Genomic DNA, 17,028 nt, shown 5'->3' with positions numbered 1-17,028 from the left:
CTGCTGCTGTGTGTGGTGGTGGGGTTGGGGGCATGCTGTTGGGGTTCTGGGGTATCACGCGTGTGTGGTGGCCTGGTGCGGATCATCGTTCAGCTGGCATTGTGTGTTGGTTGTGTGGTGGTGTCGTGTGGTGGTTGAGAACTGTATAGTGGATGCGAGCATCTTATAGTTTTTGTGTCTTGTGCTGTGTGTGCAAGTTGTTAAGTGCGATCGGTGGATGCCTTGGCACCAAGAGCCGATGAAGGACGTTGTAACCTGCGATAAGCCCTGGGGAGTTGGTTAACGAGCTGTGATCCGGGGATGTCCGAATGGGGTAACCTGGAATGTCCGGAGTAGTGTCCGGTGACCCTGCCCTGAATGTATAGGGGTGTGGGAGGTAACGCGGGGAAGTGAAACATCTTAGTACCCGTAGGAAGAGAAAACAACCGTGATTCCGTGAGTAGTGGCGAGCGAAAGCGGATGAGGCTAAACCGTGTGTGTGTTCAAGCCGGCAGGTGTTGCATGTGCGGGGTTGTGGGGGCCGTCGTGGTTCTGCTGCCGCAGGATTGGCCAGTGATAAATGTTGCGTGAAGGTGAAGCGTCTGGGAAGGCGTACCGGAGTGGGTGAGAGTCCCGTAGCTGTAAGCGTGGCACTGGTGAGGGTTTCCCCAAGTAGCGTGGAACTCGTGGAATTTCGCGTGAATCTGGCGGGACCACCCGTCAAGCCTAAATACTCCTTGGTGACCGATAGTGGATCAGTACCGTGAGGGAAGGGTGAAAAGTACCCCGGGAGGGGAGTGAAATAGTACCTGAAACCGGTCGCATACAAGCCGTCAGAGCCTTGTGGGGTGATGGCGTGCCTTTTGAAGAATGAGCCTGCGAGTTAGTGATGCGTGGCGAGGTTAACCTGTGTGGGGGAGTCGTAGCGAAAGCGAGTCCGATAAGGGCGTTAGTCGCGTGTTCTAGACCCGAAGCGGTGTGATCTATCCATGGCCAGGATGAAGCGTCGGTAAGACGTCGTGGAGGTCCGAACCCACTTCAGTTGAAAATGGAGGGGATGAGCTGTGGATAGGGGTGAAAGGCCAATCAAACACCGTGATAGCTGGTTCTCCCCGAAATGCATTTAGGTGCAGCGTTGCGTGGTTCTTGTCGGAGGTAGAGCACTGGATGGTCTAGGGGGCCTATCAGCTTACCGAAATCAGCCAAACTCCGAATGCCGGCAAGTGGAGCGTAGCAGTGAGACGGCGGGGGATAAGCTTCGTCGTCGAGAGGGAAACAGCCCAGATCATCAGCTAAGGCCCCTAAGTGGTAACTCAGTGGAAAAGGATGTGGAGTTGCGTAGACAACCAGGAGGTTGGCTTGGAAGCAGCCATCCTTGAAAGAGTGCGTAATAGCTCACTGGTCAAGTGATTCCGCGCCGACAATGTAGCGGGGCTCAAGTTATCCGCCGAAGCTGTGGCACACCCTGATGGGTGTGGGTAGGGGAGCGTCCTGTGCGAGGTGAAGCTGCCGGGTGACCGTGTGGTGGATTGTGCGGGAGTGAGAATGCAGGCATGAGTAGCGAATGACGGGTGTGAAACCCGTCCGCCGATTATCCAAGGGTTCCAGGGTCAAGTTAATCTGCCCTGGGTGAGTCGGGACCTAAGGCGAGGCCGACAGGCGTAGTCGATGGACAACCAGTTGATATTCTGGTACCGGCTTGTCACCGTCCGTGTCGAGGTGTGTGATGCTAAGCGTGCGAGCCTGCTGTCGCCTGGTCTTTGATTGGGTGGTGGTGTGGTGAGTGTGTGAACCGATCATGTAGTAGACAAGCTGCGGAGGGACGCAGTGAGGTAGCTCATCCCCGGCGATGGTTGTCCGGGGCTAAATGTGTGGACCGTCTGGTAGGTAAATCCGTCAGGCATTGTGGTTGAGGCATGATGGCGAGCCCACTTTGGGTGGGTGAGTGAGTGATCCTGTACTGCCGAGAAAAGCTTCGTGAGCGAGGTGGCTGGTCCGCCCGTACCCTAAACCGACACTGGTGGATAGGTAGAGTATACCGAGGCGATCGAGAGAATCATGGTGAAGGAACTCGGCAAAATGCCCTCGTAACTTCGGGATAAGGGGGACCTGATCTGTCTTGGGCCTGTACGGTCTGGTGGCAGTGAGGGGCGCAGAGACCAGGGGGAAACGACTGTTTACCAAAAACACAGGTCCGTGCGAAGTCGTAAGACGATGTATACGGACTGACTCCTGCCCGGTGCTGGAAGGTTAAGGGGAACTGTTAGCGTGAGCGAAGCGGTGAACTTAAGCCCCAGTAAACGGCGGTGGTAACTATAACCATCCTAAGGTAGCGAAATTCCTTGTCGGGTAAGTTCCGACCTGCACGAATGGAGTAACGATTTCCCTACTGTCTCCACCATGAACTCGGTGAAATTGCATTACGAGTAAAGATGCTCGTTACGCGCAGCAGGACGGAAAGACCCCGGGACCTTTACTATAGTTTGGTATTGGTGATTGGGACGACTTGTGTAGGATAGGTGGGAGACTGTGAAGTGGCCACGCTAGTGGTTGTGGAGTCATTGTTGAAATACCACTCTGGTCGTTCTGGTTATCTCACCTTGGACCGTGATCCGGTTCAGGGACAGTGCCTGATGGGTAGTTTGACTGGGGCGGTCGCCTCCTAAAAGGTAACGGAGGCGCCCAAAGGTTCCCTCATCCTGGTTGGTAATCAGGTGTCGAGTGTAAGTGCACAAGGGGGCTTGACTGTGAGACTGACAAGTCGAGCAGGGACGAAAGTCGGGACTAGTGATCTGACGGTGGCTTGTGGACGCGCCGTCACTCAACGGATAAAAGGTACCCCGGGGATAACAGGCTGATCTTGCCCGAGCGCTCACAGCGACGGCATGGTTTGGCACCTCGATGTCGGCTCGTCGCATCCTGGGGCTGGAGTCGGTCCCAAGGGTTGGGCTGTTCGCCCATTAAAGCGGCACGCGAGCTGGGTTCAGAACGTCGTGAGACAGTTCGGTCCCTATCCGCTGCGCGCGTAGGAATCTTGAGAAGGGCTGTCCTTAGTACGAGAGGACCGGGACGGACTGACCTCTGGTGTGCCAGTTGTTCTGCCAAGAGCATGGCTGGTTGGCTACGTCGGGTCGTGATAACCGCTGAAAGCATCTAAGCGGGAAGCACGCTTCAAGATCAGGGTTCCCACAGAAGAATCTGGTAAGGTCCCCGGTAGACTACCGGGTTGATAGGCCAGACGTGGACGCATCGTAAGGTGTGGAGCTGACTGGTACTAATAGACCGAGGACTTACACACAATCCCGGCACACACAATTCTTTCTGATCGCGTCGCATCCACTATACGGCTCCCAACCCCCACCATCAGCACGGGGGCCACGAGCCACACCCCCGCAAGGGGGTGCCCACTGTTTTTCCGGTGGCCATAGCGGAAGGGAAACACCCGGTCCCATACCGAACCCGGTAGTTAAGCCTTCCAGCGCCCATGGTACTGCACGAGGGATCGTGTGGGAGAGTAGGACGCCGCCGGAAACCCAACCCGAAGACCCGGGAAACAACAGACGCTGTTGTTTCCCGGGTCTCTTCAATTTCCGCCACCAACAACAGTCGTCGCGTCCTGATACCCGCCAACGAGCATCTTTCGTCAGGCCTTTTTCGTCTCGCATAGCGTCGGATTCGCCTTGGACGCAGCTGTCCGCCATCCTTTTCACTGCTGCTGTCATCGACCCCGTACGTGGCTTCCCATTCTCGGTACAAGGCTCCACAACTCAGGCATTCGGAAGAAGCCCGGGATCCGGATATGTCGGTTGAGAGCGTCAGAATGGGGAGGCGAGGATAGACAAGTGGCCCCTCGTGTTCCGAGGGGCCACGTCAGCGTGAGAGCACCGTCAGCACTGGGTCGGGCTGAAGCCGGAGTTCCTGATCATGTAGGCAACGACACGGCCACCATTGAGCAGATAATCAACTTCCTTGCCGTCGTTGGAGAATGCAAGGGCCTTTTGGTATCCCATTCCAACGAAGTCCGAGGTGACGTCGGTCAATGTGAGCTTGGAGTAGTCGGACCGTAGCTGCGCCTCAGTGATACCAATCCGCGCACCATTCGAGCTCGCGTTGTTGCCGCCAACGAACAGGTACGCCTGAACGCTGCCTCCGCTGGTCCATACTCCACCAAGGAAGCCGTTGTAACGGGCATACTGCGGCGTATTGCGGACACAGCCGTCACTGACGCCGTCAGGGATGACATGGATCGTGGCGGCGAGTTCCGACGTCGCCTTGTCGAGATTGAGAGGCCCAACACCGGCCATCTTTCCGAGTCGGATCGGGTTCTTCTTCGCCAAGTCATAAACGATTGCCGCATCGCACTGCTTGTTGTACATGACTTCGCTGGTAGCGACAGCAGTCTTGTCTCCCAACACCTTCAGCATCGCATCGCAGTCGTTGTCGTCCACAATGACTCCGCCCTGGGGGAGGGGCTCCCAATGCCCTTTGTTCTTCCTCATGATGAGGTGGCCTCCATTGGGGCCAGCGGACTTGCCATTGATGTTGAAAGTAGGTGCATAGGCCACTGCGGCATTTTGACCGTCAGCGGCCAACGCGACCCACTGGACTTGGGCGTCAGGGCTGTTGAACAGCTGTCTGACGAGATCTGGCGTCGGGGTGACAGATGCGTTGTTCGGAACAGTCGGAATCAGTGACGGCACCGGCGACACGGTGACCCCTGGCGACATGCTGACCGCCGATGAAGGGGTGGGCGCCGATGAAGCGGACGCTGCCGTGGAGGCCGTGACCGTGGGATGTGGGGTCTTGGACGCTGATGCGGCAGGCTTCGACGCGGGCGCTGGGGCTGCCTTCGTCGCATCATTCTTGGGCATGAAGAAGTAGCCGAGACCAAGCCCTAGCGCGACGACGAGAACTGCGGCGACGGCAATGATCCAGTGCTGTTTCTTGCGTTTTGGCTGGGGCTCATCGCTGAAGGTGATCCCGCCCACGGGCTCACTGATGTTCGGGTGATCATCGGTCGCTGCACCGACCGGTGCAGCAGAATCGTCGTACCCAGGGCCAAACTGTTGGGCGTCTCCCAGCTGTTGCTCGTCCTGGAAACCGGCGTTATTCCAGTTTGTTGTGGGTTCACTTCCGTCCCAGGCTTGTTGGTCGGGTTGTTGGTTCCAGTCTTTGGGGGTTTTGGGTGGTGTTCCAGTTTGTTGTCGGTTCGCCTCCGTCCCAGGCTTGTTGGTCGGGTTGTTGGTTCCAGCCCTGTGGGTTTTGGGTGGTGTTCCAATCCTGTTGCTGGTCCCAGCCCTGTTGCGCGTACTGGTCATTCCAGCCGTCATATTGACCTGTCTGGGGGGTCCACTGCGCTGCGGCGTTCTGATCTGTCCAGGCATTGCCGCTTTGCGGGTACTGGTTTGGATCTTGCGGGTATTGGTTCCACTCTTGCGGGTATTGGTTCGGATCCTGAGGATACTGGCCATCCTGGAAGTCACCCTGCTGCGGATACTGCTGGTCTCTGTAGAGGAATTGCGAACTGTCAGGGGTCATCGAGAACTGCTGCGTCGGGTCAACGTCCTCTGGCAGTTCCTGAGTAGGTTCGTAATCCTGTCGCTGGCCAGGGTCGAACTGATCAGGAATCAGTTCGGCGTCATTGTCGTCGGAGTATGAGTCATCGGGTTGCTGGCCCCCCTCAAACTTATCGTCAACCATGATTCATTCTCTCCTCACTTCGTCAGTGAATGCGCCAATTTGACGTTGATGACATGGCGGGCGGCGTCGCTGAGACGTTTCTCGCCCGACGATGACGCCGCCATTGACGTCAACGCCCGGATCATGGGGCGAACCAGACCTGGGTTGGCTGTGATTGCCAAGTCACCGCCAGCGGACACGAATTTGCTTGCCCGGTGTCCACCATCGACCGAGAACACCGAAACTGAGCTTCCCAAGTCATCGGACACAATGAGTCCTTGGTATCCGAAGTCATCGCGAAGCATGTCAGTCATGATCTTGGACGAGAACAACCCGAGGGTTCCTGGATCGATCTTCGAGTAGTACGCTGAGGCAATCATGACGGCTTCGGCCCCAGCGTTGAATGCTGTTCGGAACGATTCGAGATACGGGTCATGGCGCGTCGTCTTGTCGTCGGTAATTCCTGCGGACTTGAAATCCGTGTCCTCGACGATTCGCCCAATTCCAGGGAAATGCTTTGCGGTCGAGATGATCCCGGCCTTGCGATGCGCTGCGATGACGGAAGCCGCATACCGGCCACAGGTCTGGGGATCGGTACCGAAGCCACGATGGTGCTTGGCGATCGGCTTGTTCCTGACACCAAGATCAGGGTCAATGACGTCAGCGACGGGGGAAAAGATCATGTGGACGCCGAGGTCAGCAAGCTGACGTGCACCCTCCGTCACCACTGACTGAGCCTTCGCCGGGGACATCCGAGCCAGAGCTTCCTGGCTCGGCAACCTATCGACTCCCGGGATCCGGACGTTCTGAATCTCGCCGCCCTCATGATCAGTCGCGACGATGGGCTTGATGCCGTGCGGGCTGACGCTGTTGACGGCGTCGAGCATGGCTACCAGCTTGGACTTCTTGGTCCAGTGGCCCAGGATGAAGATCCCGGCAAGGCACTTGGTGTCTATGAGATTGGCGATGTACTCGGGGGAGTCCGAAGGAACCACCCCGACGAGAATGCACTGCCCAGCGCGCTCCTCGACCGACATGTCCGCGGTGATGCGGGCGGCCCGCGGATCCATTGGGACCGGAGTCACTTTGCCCGTCGATGCTGACGACGGGGTAGGGCTGGGGGTTGCACTGGTGGTCGGACTGGGGGTTGCACTGGTGGTAGGACTGGCTGAGGAGGCTGTGGCAGTCGGCGTCTCAGATGGGGATGACGACACCACGGGCGCAGGAGAGGGCGATTCGGCTGGGGGAGTGGCTTCTGAGACGCATCCAGCCAATGGTGCGCTCAAACCAGCTGCGATGATTGTTCGGCGTCTCATGGCCGGATTATTTCATAGTCTTCCCCAATGCCTGTAGTGGCCGGGACGACGATTACCGAATGACGAGAGACCCCCGAAACCCTGGTTACCGCTGTCGGCGTATTCACTGATGACATGACCGACGAAGCTGTCGGCTTCCCGGTTCGCGGGTTGCCCGCCGTGACAACTGAGTTTAAGCCAGGATTTGGCGATACACGCTGAGTCAGCCCCAATGACGGCGTCACGCACATCATGGCGAGCAGAGACACCACATGGAAGACCGAGACTCGCGCCGAGATGGCCTTGATGTCCTTGGGTGTTGTCTTGCGGGGATCACGGGCCTCGGCGGAGGTGGTGTCGACCAGCTCGATGCCACCGTTGGCGAAAACAGCGATCTGGAAGCCGCCGAAGAACCCGCTCCAGCTCGTCGGGGCGAATCCGCCATGGGTCCCCACGCCCGGCGGCGAAATTCTGGAAGGACTTCCATCGCAGGTTGTGCAGGAGTAGTTCATCCAGGGCCCCATGACCAAGAAGAGCATCGCGCCGATCTCGAGATAGGCAACCACGATGCTCGGGCCTGAGGTGTTGATAGATTCTCCGAATCCCATGAACAGTCCGACTCCAATGAGGCCATCTCACATTCTGCAACTGTCGTCCGTTCCTTAGGATTCCGGATAATGCTGGGGGCAGCGTCGTTCTGAGAGGAGATGATGACGACGATGACCACGAGAGTTGCTCTCACCGGTGCCAATGTCCTGACGTGTGACCGTGATGGCTCCGTGTTGTCTGACCAGACTGTGCTTGTTGCCGAAGACGGTTTCATTGAGGCCGTCGGGTCGCGTGAGGAGCTCGCTGAGCGAGCCGTGGCGGCTCAGCGTCAGATTGACTGTACGGGTAAATGGGTCATGCCGGGCCTCATCAATGCTCACGCTCACCTTCTGGCTGATGGACGTCCGCTGCCCAAAGCATTGATGAATGCAGCGCTCGCGCGGGGAATCGTGGGGTTCTGGAAAACTCCATTGGGACGGCCCATGCTGCGGGAACGCGCGCGGGGATTTGCGCAGGCCGAACTCAACTCAGGCGTGACGACTTTCCGCAGCCTCGGTGAGTACGACAACGAGGCGGTGTCCCTGGGGCGTGAGAGCGAGTCGGGGCAGTGGCTGGGTCCTCGCATTATGGCGTCTGGTCCGATGCTGGCTATCACCGGAGGCCACGGCGCCGAGCTGGGTCTCGCCCGGGTCGTCGATGCTCCGTGGGAGGGACGCAAGGCGGTGCGTCAAAACCTGCGGCTGGGCGCCACATCTATCAAGATCGCCGCGACGGGCGGGGTCACCGATGCGAAGGTCGTCGGTGAGGCTGGGCGTCCGCAGATGACCACCGAGGAAATGACGGCAATCTGCGAGGAAGCTCACTCGGCTGGGGTGCTTGTTGCTGCCCATGCTCAGAGTCCTGAGGGGGTGCTGAGGTCACTCAAGGCTGGCGTCGACACCATTGAGCATGGCTCGGCCATGACCGACGAGATCATCGAACTGTTCCACGACAATCCGCGGTCTCTGCGCGGATGGTCCGCTTTCGATGCGACTTTGCTGGCCGCTGCCCCGCTGGTCGAGATCGATACCAAGATCACGGGGATCAACAACGTCGTCAGGGAGAATGCCAAGATCGTGCTGGACTCGATGGTCCAGGGGATTCGCGATGCCATTGCGAACGATGTGGTGCTCGGATCCGGTTTGGATTCCTCGATGACGTTTACTCCCCACTACGCCATGTGGCGTGAGCTTGACCTCGTGGTGTCGAGAACCGGATTGTCCCATGCACGTGCCCTCGAGTCCGTAACTCGGGTCAATGCCAAGATGCTCGGCCTGGAGTCCGTGACGGGTGCGGTGGAGGCGGGGCTGTCTGCCGATCTACTGATTCTGGGATCCAATCCGCTTGACGATCTCAAGGCACTCGAGGCAATCGACACGGTTGTCGTCAGAGGAAATGTCATTGATGCCCCGTCGGTCGACACCTTTGACGAGATCGACGAGCTGCTCGACACCTTGCGTAGGTGATGGCGAACGCGCGGAGGCCTACAGCTGGGAAAGGTTGGGGCCTCCGCCGTGACCCGCTCGAAGGGTTCAAGGGGAGTCGTCCGGAGCGTGTGAGGATAACTTGACCCGTGGCTTGATGGGGAGAAGAGCTAAAGCCTTCGCGCTGGCATGACCCGCTCGAGGGGTTCAAGGGGAGTCGTCTCCCCTTCCGAAACATGGGGTGGCTAACGGGACTTGAACCCGCGACCCCCTGGACCACAACCAGGTGCTCTACCGACTGAGCTATAGCCACCATGTGCCTTTATCAGACAACCCGGAAAGAGTACCGGGTTCGAGAGCAGGGGCGCAACTTGGGCTTCTCGTCGCGTCGCCGGTGTCAGTGCTTTCCGGCTCCGGTGAGAATGCCCTGGTACTTGGTTGCAATCTCGTCGCAGCGATGGGCATCTGGGCCGGGGGAAGGAACCATGAGGGCTTCGCGCCAGTACATGAGTTCCTCGATCGACTCCTGGATGTCGGCCAGAGCGCGGTGGTTGCCCTGCTTTTGTGGGGCGTGGCCGAAGGCGCGCGGATACCAGCGTCGCGCCAGCTCCTTGATGGAGGAGACGTCAACGTTGCGGTAGTGCACGTAGGACTCCAACTCCGGCATGTCCTTGGCCAGGAAGGACCGGTCAGTGCCAATGGTGTTTCCGGCCAACGGGGCCTTGCCTGCCTGCGGGACGTGGGTACGAATGTAATCGAGCACCCGTTCCTGAGCCTCGGTCATCGTCAGGCCCTTGTCGAGCTCCTCGAGGAGCCCGGACTTGGTGTGCATGTCGCGCACGAAGTCATTCATGTGGTCGAGCCACTCGGGTTCGGGTTTGATGATGACGTCCACGCCCTCGCCCTGGACCTTGAGCTGTCCATCGGTGACCAGGGCTGCCACCTCGATGAGTCCATCGTGGGCCAGGTCGAGCCCGGTCATTTCGCAATCGATCCACACCAACATGTCTTTCACGTCATGACAGATTAGTTGGTGGCGACGACATGGCGTGTGCTCGCCGGTGGCCCACGGGGAGCGCCTACCGTGTGCCTCGCGGTACCCAGCGCGCCATCCAGTAGCTGCCGACCAGTCCAATGACGGCCATGACGATGCTGGCTGCCGACAGCGGCCATGCCAAAGTGATGAGGGTGACGACGAGCGGTCCCATTGCCGAGCCGGTGTCGGTGAGCAATCGCCAGGCGGCCAGGAATTGAGGCCGTCCAATGTCAGGGGAAGCGTCGGATCCCAGGGTCATGACGATGCCCGAGCTGACTCCGTTTCCGATCCCGATGATGAGCGCGACGATGCCAATGGTCGTCGCGGTGTGGGTCAGCGGCAAAGTGAGCAGAGCGATGGCTTGGATGAAGATCGATGGCACGGCCACCCACCAGCGCCCGAACTTGTCCATGAGGGCACCGCCGGGCAGGAAGAGGAGAACATCAGCTGCCATCGACCAGGCGTAGATGAGATCCGTGGTAGCCGGGGTAAGTCCGTTCGCATGGCACCACAGCGGCAGCAACGAGCGTCGGGCTGACCGAACAAGCATGAGTGCCGCCACTCCCAGACCCGTCGTCCAGAGGACCGTCGAGTTCTGCTTGGCGATGGTCCAGGTCGAGATTTTGGTGGCAGCGTCGTCCTTGGCGGTCTCTGGGGTGTCGGCCGGTGGCAGGTCAGGCATGACGGTGGTCACGGCGGCTGCGAGAAGACTGGCGATGGATGCGAATCCATATGCCCATGCCATCGAGGACTCACGCAGGATCCATGACCCAGCCATCGGACCGACGAACCAGCCCACCCGAAACACCCCGCCCAGGGTGGACAGGGCGCGGGCCCGGTACCGGTAGGGGATGGCGACCGTCAGATAGTTCTGTCGAGCAATGCCGTAGACAGCTCCGGCCATGCCATTGACGAGCACCGCGATGGCGAGCAGGCCAAGATGATGGATGAGCCCCATGGATACCAGGGCCACGGCGTCGATGAGCATGGCGATGACCAACGACCACTTCTCGCCGATCTTCGTGACGAGCCATCCGGCAGGGACATCGCCAATGATCTGGCCGATGCTGACGAGCGCGGCGATTGCGGCAGCAAGGGCAGCGGATGCACCGTTGTGGACTGCGCTGAGTGGAATGAGCGGAATCACCGCACCGTAACCCAGCGACGACATGAGAGTCGGCAGGTAGGCGGAGACGATGATCGACGACCACTTCACCGACGGTCTGGGGGGCTCGGTGCGCGGCGAGTCAATCACGGGAAAAGGTTAGGACGTCGATCAGAAGCATGCAGCCTTGTTCGCAACTTGGTTGGTGCCGAATGGGCCATAGTGGTCGAACGTCGGTAGGATAGCGCGCATGGCCCGGTAGCTCAGCGGATAGAGCAGCAGCCTTCTAATCTGTCGCGCGTGGGTTCGATTCCCACCCGGGCCGCCACATGTTCTTCCGTGTTCTGCGCGGCGAGGAATAAACGCGTCGGAAACTGTCACGGGTGCCCGGTAGTCTTCAACCATGTCCTACGTTGCCCCCGCACCCGTTGCGCGTCGTCCTTGGTGGCAACGTCTGTTGCGTAACCCGTGGTTCTGGGTGCTGCTTGTCCTGGTCGTGGCGTCGGCGGCCTCACTGGTGCACACCTACGACATCATGCATGCGGACACAGTGGTGGACGACGGTGGTCAAAAGGGTGTCATCCCGGGCATCACGAACCGGTCGTTCAAGCTTGGTCTGCACTACGCATGGCCGACGGCAGCCGTCTGGTCGGTGATCTTCATCCTCGTCGACCGGTTCAGAACCCGGCATCTTCACATCTGGTTCCTCTGCTTCTGCTGGGGAGCATGCATAGCGACGTGGATCAGCCTGCACGTCAATACCTGGATGGCTGGGATGCTCTCGGTGGCAGGCGGGGTTGATCCGGCCTCAGGTGCGGGCCCAGCGGTGTATTCGGCTCCCTTTGTCGAGGAGTCGTGCAAGGCCATGGTGCTTTTCGGGCTGGCTGTTTTCACGGGCAGACGTATGACCTCGATGCTTCAGACGGTGAGTATGGCCGGGCTTTCCGCCATCGGCTTCGCTTTCGTCGAGAACATCATGTATTACGCACGGGCCGACAACTACGCTCGCGTCACCGCGGCAGCGGGTGATCCCAAGCAGGCCGTCCTGGAACTGGTCATGCTGCGTGGCGTCTACACATCTTTCGGGCATCCGTTGTTCACCAGCATGACGGGTATCGGTCTGGCCCTGGGGCTTCGATCTCGCAGTCGTCTAGTGCGGATTCTGGCCCCGACGACAGGGTTCGTCATGGCAGTGCTCGGGCACATGCTGTTCAACGGATTCTCCTCGGTGCTCCCGGTTGCAGCGTTGAAGAAGCTTTGGTACATCGCTCTCGGGATCGTCGCATCCGTCGTGGTCTTCGTGATCATTCGTATGGTGCGGGAAGGCACGATGATCCGGAATCGTCTTGAGGATTACGTCAAGGCTGGATGGCTGCCGGAATCCGACGCCGACACGCTGTGCTCCCTGCCGCGGCGGAAGTGGGCAGCGATGGTCGCTTTGAGCCAGGGTCCGCGCCGGTGGTGGAACACCCTGAAGTTCTTGCGCACTGGTACCAATCTGGCTTACTTGCGCGACGAAATCGTTCGTGGATTGGACGACGATCCGGGTACCCGTCAGATCCAACTCATCAACGACATGAACGCGCTGCGTCCCATCGCTGTCACCGTGGCCCGAGGCGCCAAACTGTCCAAACCGAGACTGCCCGCATTCCTGCGAAGACGCCACGCCGCTCCGATCGCCAACGAGTTGCAGTGGGCGCCGCCACAGGCCTGACGAGTGACCAGGAAGGATCACCATGAATACTGAGCAGATGCTGCTGTCTCTGACTGATCTGCGGCATGACCTGCGTCAGGCTGAGTTCCCTCTTGACCTGCCCGAGGCCATCACCCAGGCGGGGCTGGCTCGTCGCATCACCAACCAGCTCAACGACTACGTCCTTCCTCGCTTGGAGACCATTGACGCACCGCTGCTGGCCGTGGTCGGTGGGTCGACGGGAGCCGGAAAGTCCACCCTGGTCAATTCGCTGGTCGGGCGAGTGGTGACCCGGCCCGGCGTCATCCGTCCCACCACCACCTCCCCGGTTCTCGTCCACCATCCTGACGACTCAGTGTGGTTTGACGGTGACCGGGTTCTGCCCACACTGGTGCGCTCCCGGGTTGCCAGCAATGACGCATCGAGCCTCCAACTGGTCGCTGAGCCGGGAATCCCGAGGGGCTTGGCCATTTTGGATGCCCCCGACATCGATTCCGTGGTGGCGCGAAATCGTGACCTCGCCGCCCAGTTGCTGCAAGCAGCCGATCTGTGGGTCTTCGTCACCTCGGCCGCCCGCTACGCCGACGCGGTGCCGTGGGACTTCCTCAACGAGGCCCAGGAGAGACATGCGTCCGTGGCGGTGGTGTGCGACCGCGTCCCCCCGGAGGCCATGCGGGATGTTCCTGCGGACCTTGGCCGGCTCATGACAGCGCGGGGACTGGCCGATTCCCCGCTCTTTGCCGTGCCGGAGACCAAGACCGATGCCGATGGCTTGCTTCCTGACCAGGCGGTTGCGCCGCTGCGCTTCTTCCTGTCGAGCCTGGCTCAGGACCAGCAGAAGCGACGTGAGGTCATTGCGTCCACCTTGTCGGGGGCCATCGGATCGGTGTGTGAGAGGTCGTCTTACATTGCCGCCGGCCTGGAGGCTCAAGCAAGCGCCACCTCCCGGCTGGCCGAGGATGCTCAGTCGATCATGGCCGAGGCCGCGCAGTCGATCGCCGCGCAGTCTGCCGACGGCACCTTGCTGCGTGGCGAGGTACTGGCACGGTGGCATGAATTCGTGGGAACCGGCGAGTTCATGCGGGCCATGGAGGCGAAGGTCTCATGGTTGCGAGACCGCGTCGTCCAGGCGTTCAAGGGAGCGCCGCCGGAGGTCGAGAAGGTCAGTGTCGCGGTCGAATCTGGCTTGGAAAGCCTCATCATCGCGGAAACCCAGGCCGGGTGTGAGCGCATTGAGGCCGTGTGGCAGGCCGACCCGGCTGGCCGCAGTGTCCTGGAACGGGCGGACGAGGATCTGGCCCGCCCATCGGACAGTTTTGAGCAGTCCGTCTCTCGTACGGTGAGGGACTGGCAGGGTGACGTCATGGAGTTGGTTGCCGGGGAGGGCATGGACAAACGCTCCAAGGCCCGATTCATGGCTTTCGGTGTCAACGGGGTTTCCGTCGCTCTGATGCTCGTCGTCTTCACCCACACTGGCGGACTGTCCGGTGCCGAGGCTGGAATTGCTGGCGGATCGGCCATCGTCGCTCAGCGTCTTCTCGAGGCTCTCTTCGGCGACGACGCGGTGCGACGTCTGGCGAAGGTTGCCAAGGAACAGCTTGACGCCAGGGTTGAGGGGCTACTTGCCAATGAGGTTGCGCGCTACCACGACGCGCTCGCCGCACTGGGGGTCGACCACGAGCTGCCAGCTCGGATCCGCGCCTCGGTCGAGGCGGTGCGGCAGGCCCAGGAGGCGCCGGAATCCCGCGATGGCCAGGCGGCGATCCGAACCCGTCCACAGACCCGCCAGGTGGAGGAGCCCGGACCTTCTGAGCTTGGACACATGAGAGTTGACATGCCCGTCCTCGACGCCGAGATCATCGAACCATCGGTTGTCCTGGATCCTGAGCCGCGTGGGGAGGAACGATGAGGAGACGACGCGTCGACCTTGCCGAGCGCATTGAGATGCTGAGCACGGCGGTGGATTTGTCGACGGGACGTATCCCCGATGAGCTGGCCGACCGTGTCCACGCTGTGCTTGATCGTGCTGACCAACGTTGCCGAATCGGCGGTGACCACACCGTCATTGCCCTTGCTGGTGCCACTGGCTCGGGAAAATCATCGACCTTCAATGCACTGGCCGGCGCGGAACTGTCCGATCCGGGCGTGCGGCGTCCGACGACCTCGAAAGCCACAGCAGCGGTGTGGGGAAGCCAGTCGGCCGAGTCCTTGTTGGACTGGCTCGATGTTCCTCGTCGCCACCACATGGGTAGCGACGATGCTCTCGACGGTCTGGTGCTGCTGGATCTACCCGACCACGACTCGGTGCGTACCGAACATCGACTCGAGGTGGACCGGCTCGTCGAGATGGTCGACATGATCGTGTGGATCGTCGATCCGCAGAAATATGCTGACGCCGCTCTTCATACGCGTTATCTGGCGCCGCTGGCGACCCATTCCGAGGTCATGACGGTGGTTCTCAATCAGGTTGATCGCCTCGACAAGGAGCAACGCAAGAACTGTCTGCGAGACCTGCGCCGGTTGTTGGACTCCGAAGGCCTGGACAAGGCCAAGATCATGGCGATGTCGGCCACCACAGGTGAAGGCGTGGACGACATGCGTGTCGCATTGGCTCGCGCCGTGCGTGCCAAGAAGGCGCAGGCAGCACGTCTCCATGCTGACCTCGACGGCGTTTCCCAGCGCTTGTCGGAAGTGACCGGTGACCAGGCAGGTCAGGTCAGCCAGGACTCCGTCGACCGATTGATCGACGCCTTGTGCACTGCAGGTGGGGTGGACCCTGTCGTCGATGCGACCCGGGATGCGTACCGCAAGAGAGGCCACTACGCCACAGGGTGGCCAGTGACGGCCTGGGTGTCGAAGCTTCGCCCGGATCCGTTGCACCGGCTGCATCTGGACCTGGGTTCGAGGCGTACCAGGCGGAAGAAGGAATTGTCGCGCGGGAGTGAACCCACCGAGGTGCAGCGAAGCGCCATGACGGCACGTGTTGGCGTTGCGGGGGCCAAGGTGGACACGGCAGTGCGCGCTCTGGCGTCGCAAGCTTCCGAGGGGCTGCCGCGACTTTGGGCCGACTCGGTGCGGGATGCGTCACTGTCGAACCGCAAGGATCTACCCGACGACATTGATCGAGCTGTCTCGTCCACGGATCTGGGGGTGCATCGCGCTACCGGCTGGTGGAAAGCGGTGACGGTGGTGCAGTGGATTCTCGTGGTCATCATCGTGGCCGGGGCAATTTGGTGGCTGGTGGATGGCATGGCCGCCTACTTCCAGTTCCGAGTCTCGCCGGTGAGATGGCATCACGTCCCGCTGCCGCCCCTCATCGTGGCGGGGGGCGCCCTCGCGGGGATCTTGGTGTCACTGCTGTGCCAGATCGGTGTGCAGGCGGGTTCTCGAGCGGCTGCCCATCATGCCAGGTCCGAGTTGCGGGCCAGTCTCACCGAGGTGGCATGGCAATCGGTCGTTGATCCGGTCAACGCCGAGCTCGATCACCACGACGAGGTCGTCAAGATCTTGTCGAAAGCGTCCTGACGAGGGAAAATATCCCTCCTGCGTGCGCACAGTTGTCCACAGGGGGATCCGGTGGTGGATTTGGAGTTGTCCACAGATCTGAGATTGCCTGACGGATTTCGCCGGTCCCGACGATAACTGTCTGTGAGTGGAAAGGAGCTCACAGATGGACGCAAACGTGTCGTTTACCGGAAATCTCGGGACTGACGTCGAGATGAAGATTGGTGAGGGGTGGCGGGGAGCCCGATTCCGGGTTGCTCATACTCCGCGGGTCATGAGGCAGGGGGAGTGGGTCGACGCAACGACGACGTGGCTGTCGGTCCATGTCTACGGTCGGCTTGCGGACAACTGCGCCGCATCCTTGCGCAAGGGAGACCCGGTCGTGGTGAGTGGGCGATTGCGCACCCGCAATTGGATTGACGACGAGGGCTCCCACGAGCAACTCATCGTCGTCGCAAGCAATGTCGGACCAGATCTGTCTCGAGTGTCGGCGGTGTGTTGTCGCCCCGAGAAGCGGGCGGAGGCGCCCCTGGGTGACGATCGCGTCCTGAGTTGTCAGGAACCAAACGACATGAGTGGCGATGAGATGGAGGATGACGCTGAGGTGATTGACGACGGCGTGCATGCGGTCGCTTCCTGAGCCTCGAGGGGACTCGTCGGGAATGAGCGGGTGACGGGAGTCGTTACGACGACTGGCATACTGGGCAGCGGTCGGTGAGGTGCCG

The 17,028-nt window shown here is 60.4% G+C and carries 8 protein-coding genes, 2 tRNA genes, 2 rRNA genes and 3 pseudogenes; 8 read left to right on the top strand and 7 right to left on the bottom strand.

Features of this window, described 5'->3' with window-relative positions; translation table 11 throughout:
* Positions 1 to 190 precede the first annotated feature (190 nt).
* A 23S ribosomal RNA gene (locus O6R08_RS07455) occupies positions 191 to 3,277 on the top strand.
* A 116-nt stretch (positions 3,278 to 3,393) separates the two neighbouring features.
* Positions 3,394 to 3,510 (top strand): 5S ribosomal RNA (gene rrf / locus O6R08_RS07450).
* Positions 3,511 to 3,866: 356 nt separating this feature from the next.
* Here the strand turns inward: rrf and O6R08_RS11455 are convergent.
* From O6R08_RS11455 to O6R08_RS07435, 4 genes and pseudogenes are all read right to left on the bottom strand, one after another.
* Positions 3,867 to 4,664, bottom strand: a pseudogene (locus O6R08_RS11455) (hypothetical protein); the annotation flags it as partial.
* A gap of 519 nt (positions 4,665 to 5,183) precedes the next feature.
* Positions 5,184 to 5,679: pseudogene (locus O6R08_RS11450) on the bottom strand (hypothetical protein); the annotation flags it as partial.
* Positions 5,680 to 5,693: 14 nt separating this feature from the next.
* On the bottom strand, positions 5,694 to 6,728 hold the full coding sequence (locus tag O6R08_RS07440) for a glycoside hydrolase family 3 N-terminal domain-containing protein (protein ID WP_271417562.1): 1,035 nt from the start codon (positions 6,726 to 6,728) through the stop codon (positions 5,694 to 5,696).
* Between the two features lie 461 nt (positions 6,729 to 7,189).
* A pseudogene (locus tag O6R08_RS07435) lies at positions 7,190 to 7,585 on the bottom strand (hypothetical protein); the annotation flags it as partial.
* 87 nt (positions 7,586 to 7,672) lie between these two features.
* Here O6R08_RS07435 and O6R08_RS07430 point away from each other — a divergent pair.
* Entirely contained in the window at positions 7,673 to 9,007 is a 1,335-nt protein-coding gene (locus tag O6R08_RS07430; RefSeq protein WP_271417561.1) for an amidohydrolase family protein, read from the top strand.
* A gap of 195 nt (positions 9,008 to 9,202) precedes the next feature.
* On the opposite strand, the gene O6R08_RS07425 is transcribed toward O6R08_RS07430, so the two are convergent.
* The 3 genes from O6R08_RS07425 to O6R08_RS07415 form a co-directional block, all read right to left on the bottom strand.
* A tRNA-His gene (locus O6R08_RS07425) sits at positions 9,203 to 9,278 on the bottom strand.
* An 84-nt stretch (positions 9,279 to 9,362) separates the two neighbouring features.
* Positions 9,363 to 9,971, bottom strand: a complete 609-nt coding sequence (gene orn / locus O6R08_RS07420; protein WP_271419310.1) for an oligoribonuclease — start codon at positions 9,969 to 9,971, stop codon at positions 9,363 to 9,365.
* Between the two features lie 73 nt (positions 9,972 to 10,044).
* On the bottom strand, positions 10,045 to 11,217 hold the full coding sequence (locus tag O6R08_RS07415) for an MFS transporter (protein WP_271419309.1): 1,173 nt from the start codon (positions 11,215 to 11,217) through the stop codon (positions 10,045 to 10,047).
* 141 nt (positions 11,218 to 11,358) lie between these two features.
* Between O6R08_RS07415 and O6R08_RS07410 the strand changes: the two genes are divergently transcribed.
* The 5 genes from O6R08_RS07410 to O6R08_RS07390 all read left to right on the top strand — a co-directional run bounded on the left by O6R08_RS07410 (position 11,359) and on the right by O6R08_RS07390 (position 16,943).
* Positions 11,359 to 11,434 (top strand) — tRNA-Arg (locus O6R08_RS07410).
* Positions 11,435 to 11,509: 75 nt separating this feature from the next.
* A complete protein-coding gene (locus tag O6R08_RS07405; protein ID WP_271417560.1) occupies positions 11,510 to 12,820 on the top strand; it encodes a PrsW family intramembrane metalloprotease in 1,311 nt (436 codons plus the stop codon).
* 22 nt (positions 12,821 to 12,842) lie between these two features.
* Positions 12,843 to 14,708, top strand: a complete 1,866-nt coding sequence (locus O6R08_RS07400; protein ID WP_271417559.1) for a GTPase family protein — start codon at positions 12,843 to 12,845, stop codon at positions 14,706 to 14,708.
* The gene (locus tag O6R08_RS07395) at positions 14,705 to 16,324 is read left to right on the top strand and encodes a YfjP family GTPase (RefSeq protein WP_271417558.1); all 1,620 of its coding nucleotides are present in this window, start codon (positions 14,705 to 14,707) and stop codon (positions 16,322 to 16,324) included. The genes O6R08_RS07400 and O6R08_RS07395 overlap by 4 nt, the downstream gene beginning before the upstream one ends.
* 145 nt (positions 16,325 to 16,469) lie before the next feature.
* Positions 16,470 to 16,943, top strand: a complete 474-nt coding sequence (locus O6R08_RS07390) for a single-stranded DNA-binding protein (protein WP_271417557.1) — start codon at positions 16,470 to 16,472, stop codon at positions 16,941 to 16,943.
* The last annotated feature ends 85 nt before the right edge of the window (positions 16,944 to 17,028 follow it).

The organism is Cutibacterium equinum, from assembly GCF_028021195.1.
GTDB lineage: Bacteria > Actinomycetota > Actinomycetes > Propionibacteriales > Propionibacteriaceae > Cutibacterium > Cutibacterium equinum.
The sequence above is the reverse complement of the archived record's forward strand: the minus strand, read 5'-3'. Positions and strand labels throughout refer to the sequence as shown.

Coding starts and splice junctions, on each gene's coding strand:
- O6R08_RS07390 (WP_271417557.1), top strand. CDS start 16,470: ATGGACGCAAACGTGTCGTTTACCGGAAATCTCGGGACTGACGTCGAG.
- O6R08_RS07440 (WP_271417562.1), bottom strand. CDS start 6,728: ATGGATCCGCGGGCCGCCCGCATCACCGCGGACATGTCGGTCGAGGAG.
- O6R08_RS07430 (WP_271417561.1), top strand. CDS start 7,673: ATGACCACGAGAGTTGCTCTCACCGGTGCCAATGTCCTGACGTGTGAC.
- orn (WP_271419310.1), bottom strand. CDS start 9,971: ATGTTGGTGTGGATCGATTGCGAAATGACCGGGCTCGACCTGGCCCAC.
- O6R08_RS07395 (WP_271417558.1), top strand. CDS start 14,705: ATGAGGAGACGACGCGTCGACCTTGCCGAGCGCATTGAGATGCTGAGC.
- O6R08_RS07400 (WP_271417559.1), top strand. CDS start 12,843: ATGAATACTGAGCAGATGCTGCTGTCTCTGACTGATCTGCGGCATGAC.
- O6R08_RS07405 (WP_271417560.1), top strand. CDS start 11,510: ATGTCCTACGTTGCCCCCGCACCCGTTGCGCGTCGTCCTTGGTGGCAA.